Raw genomic sequence first — 2,996 nt, forward strand, 5'->3', positions numbered from 1 at the left:
TTGATTTATCTGTACTTCCTGTTTATCTCACCGCAGTAGTGGCTTTGTTGCTGTACCAGGCCCCGATATGTTGCTTATCGCGAGCTCTAGTATGAGTTACGGTAAGAAGGTCGGTCTGTTTGCTAGCTTAGGCAATGCGACGTCTGGTGTTATTCTTACTTTGCTTGCTGCAATGGGAGTATCTACCCTGATTGCAATGAGCCCAATCGCCCTTAAAGTCCTTCATCTATTAGGTGGCGCATACTTGCTAAAAATGGGCTGGGACTGCTTACGAGCTGAGGCATCTTCGGCTCCAGAGCTTGATGGTCAAAACAAAATGGCGTCAACTTATTATCAACGTGCTTTGATGAGTAATTTGCTTAACCCTAAAGCGTTGGTATTTTTTGTGATGTTTTTGCCGCAGTTTGTCTCAAGCAATATCACAGCGTCTTCTGGTGAGCAGATGCTAGCACTAGGGTTATTGTTAAACGTCCTTGGCTTATCATTCAATTTATTGCTTGTTGCGCTGGCAGGCACATTGGGTAAGGGGCTGATCGAGAACGAAAAATTCCGCACTTATCAACATAAACTAATGGGTTTAGTGTTCGTTATTCTCGCGTTGTGGATGCTGAGCAGTTTCGCCTTATAAAGTTATCATATTCCACCAGAAAGCCAGCAATTGCTGGCTTTTTGTTTTAGGATATTGATGTTTCCTAAGGAGAGGATGTATGAAGCTTGAATTTTGTTTAAATCCAGATCAAACAGACCTTGATTCTGTTCGTGAAGGTATTCGATCTTATAACCGACTGCATTTGCCTGAAGGGGAAGTGCATGCTGTGGGATGTTTTGCTAAAGATGAGAATGGCAAGATCATGGGTGGTCTGACTGGCGAAATGTTTAAAAACACGGTGTTTGTTGAGTTTTTGTGGGTAGATGCTGAAAGTCGGACATCTGGTATCGGTAGCCAGTTAATGTCAATGTTAGAAGAAAAAGTAAAGCCTCACGGGGTTACCCATGTTTATTTGGATACCTACAGCTTCCAAGCTCTCGAATTCTATCTCAAATTGGGTTTTGAAAAAGTAGGGCAGTACTCAGGCTATCCTGCAGAGGGCATCCACAAGTACTTTCTACAAAAGGAAATTGTAAGCTAGGGAAAAGCACTGGTTAGCTTGACTTGTTCTAGTCAAAATCAAAAAAAGAGGCGCGAATTTGCGCCTCTTATCATATCAGATGTCTCTGCTTCTCTTTGACTTACAAACTTGTCTGATGCGCGTCGATAAGTTCGTTCATCTTCGCTTCTGCCGCTTGCTGTGCTTGTGCATAGCTCATATCCGCAGGGAAAAGGTTGATGACTTCGTAGTAACATTTTAGTTTTGGCTCAGTACCCGAAGGGCGAACAATCACACGAGACTGATCTTCTAGGTGATAAATCAATACGTCACTTGCTGGTAAGTCAATGGATTCTTCTGAGCCGTCATCAAACATGCGAACTGATGTTTTTAGATCTTCAGTTACTGCGACTTTTTTACCAGCAATCTCTGTTGGTGGGTTTGCACGGAGTTTGTCACCGATTGGTGGAGAGTTCGGGTCTAGAGCGATACTGCGCTGCGCGTTAAAGTAGAAACCGTGCTTGCGGTACAGTTCTTCCAGTTTATCCCATAGTGTTTTGCCTTGAGCTTTAAGCTTACCTGTTAGCTGGGCAAATGCGACGATTGCAGATAAACCATCTTTATCCCACACCTTGTTACCCACGGTATAACCGAGCGCTTCTTCATAAGCAAACAAGAATGGATTGGCTTCTGTCTCTTGCTCCATTGCAACGTTAGTGAGCCATTTGAAGCCTGTTAACGTTTGATAGTATTGTGCGCCATGCGCCTTAGCGATGCTGCTCAGCATTCTTGATGATACGATGGTGTTGCCAACCAGAGCGTTAGGTTGCTGTTCTAGCAAGTAATCGCCAAACAGTGAACCCACTTGGTCGCCGGTTAACATTTGGTATTCGCCATCTGGGCGTTTGACCGCCACTGCAAAACGGTCGGCATCTGGATCGTTAGCACAAGCGATATCAGCATCTACGGACTTACCTAACGCCATCACCATATCCATTGCTCCCGCTTCTTCAGGGTTTGGGAAGTTGACGGTTGGGAAGCTACCATCAGGTTCGCGCTGTTCCTTAACACTTGCCACTTTTTGGAAGCCTGCGTCGGCAAGTAGCGTTTCCGCCATATTCGCGCCAACGCCATGCATCGCAGTGTAAGCGATAGAAATATCGGTGTTGTTGTCAGGAGTAAGCAGCGCGTTTTCGTTCATCGTTTTACGGTAAGTTTGGTAGTAGTCGTCTTCCAACCAAACTAACAAACCGTGCTGTTTTGCATCATCGAGAGACATTAAAGGTAATGGCTTCGTTGTTGCGTCATCAATTTTCGCTGCGATTCCAGAGTCGTGTGGAGGAATGATTTGTGCGCCATTCTCCCAATATACTTTAAAGCCATTGTACTCTGGTGGATTGTGGCTAGCGGTAACAACAACAGCGGCCGCAGCATTCAATGTTCGGACACCAAACGCAACAATTGGGGTTGCTGCAACATCGTATGTTAGATAAACCTTGATACCAAGGGCAGTCAGTACGGAAGCGGTATCATGCGCGAATTGTTTCGAATCAGGACGACCGTCGTAGCCAATAACGACACCACGACTTGCGGCATCTTTGACTTGCTCTAGCAAATAGTTTCCTAGGCCAGTGGCTGTCTCTTGAATCACCAAACGGTTCATTCGGTTTGGACCTGCGCCCACTTTGCCGCGTAACCCTGCTGTACCAAAGGCAAGGCGCGATCCAAAGCGATCAGTAAGCTCTTGTTTATTATTTGTATCGACTAGGTGTTGTAGCTCTTCGCGAGTCTTAGGATCAGGGTCTCGTTCTAGCCATTGAGTAATTAGTGCTGTCATATCAATCATTCCTTAGTAGGGGGCGCCTACTTTCTTGGACACTTCGTTTTGTAAGTATCTCAATGTTTTCT

General features: G+C 45.3%; 2 protein-coding genes and 1 pseudogene. 2 read left to right on the forward strand and 1 reads right to left on the reverse strand.

Annotated elements, in window-relative coordinates; translation table 11 throughout:
- Together CAG69_RS09375 and CAG69_RS09380 are read left to right on the forward strand one after the other, a co-directional pair.
- Window positions 1-628 (forward strand): annotated as a pseudogene (locus CAG69_RS09375) (LysE family translocator); the annotation flags it as partial.
- A gap of 79 nt (window positions 629-707) precedes the next feature.
- Entirely contained in the window at window positions 708-1,130 is a 423-nt protein-coding gene (locus tag CAG69_RS09380; RefSeq protein WP_053809566.1) for a GNAT family N-acetyltransferase, read from the forward strand.
- Between the two features lie 100 nt (window positions 1,131-1,230).
- Here the strand turns inward: CAG69_RS09380 and CAG69_RS09385 are convergent, their stop codons facing one another.
- The gene (locus CAG69_RS09385) at window positions 1,231-2,925 is read right to left on the reverse strand and encodes a phospho-sugar mutase (RefSeq protein WP_161443905.1); all 1,695 of its coding nucleotides are present in this window, start codon (window positions 2,923-2,925) and stop codon (window positions 1,231-1,233) included.
- Between the last annotated feature and the right edge of the window lie 71 nt (window positions 2,926-2,996).

The sequence above is a fragment of the Vibrio sp. V43_P6S15P86 genome (assembly GCF_009904725.1).
Classification (GTDB): domain Bacteria; phylum Pseudomonadota; class Gammaproteobacteria; order Enterobacterales; family Vibrionaceae; genus Vibrio; species Vibrio diabolicus.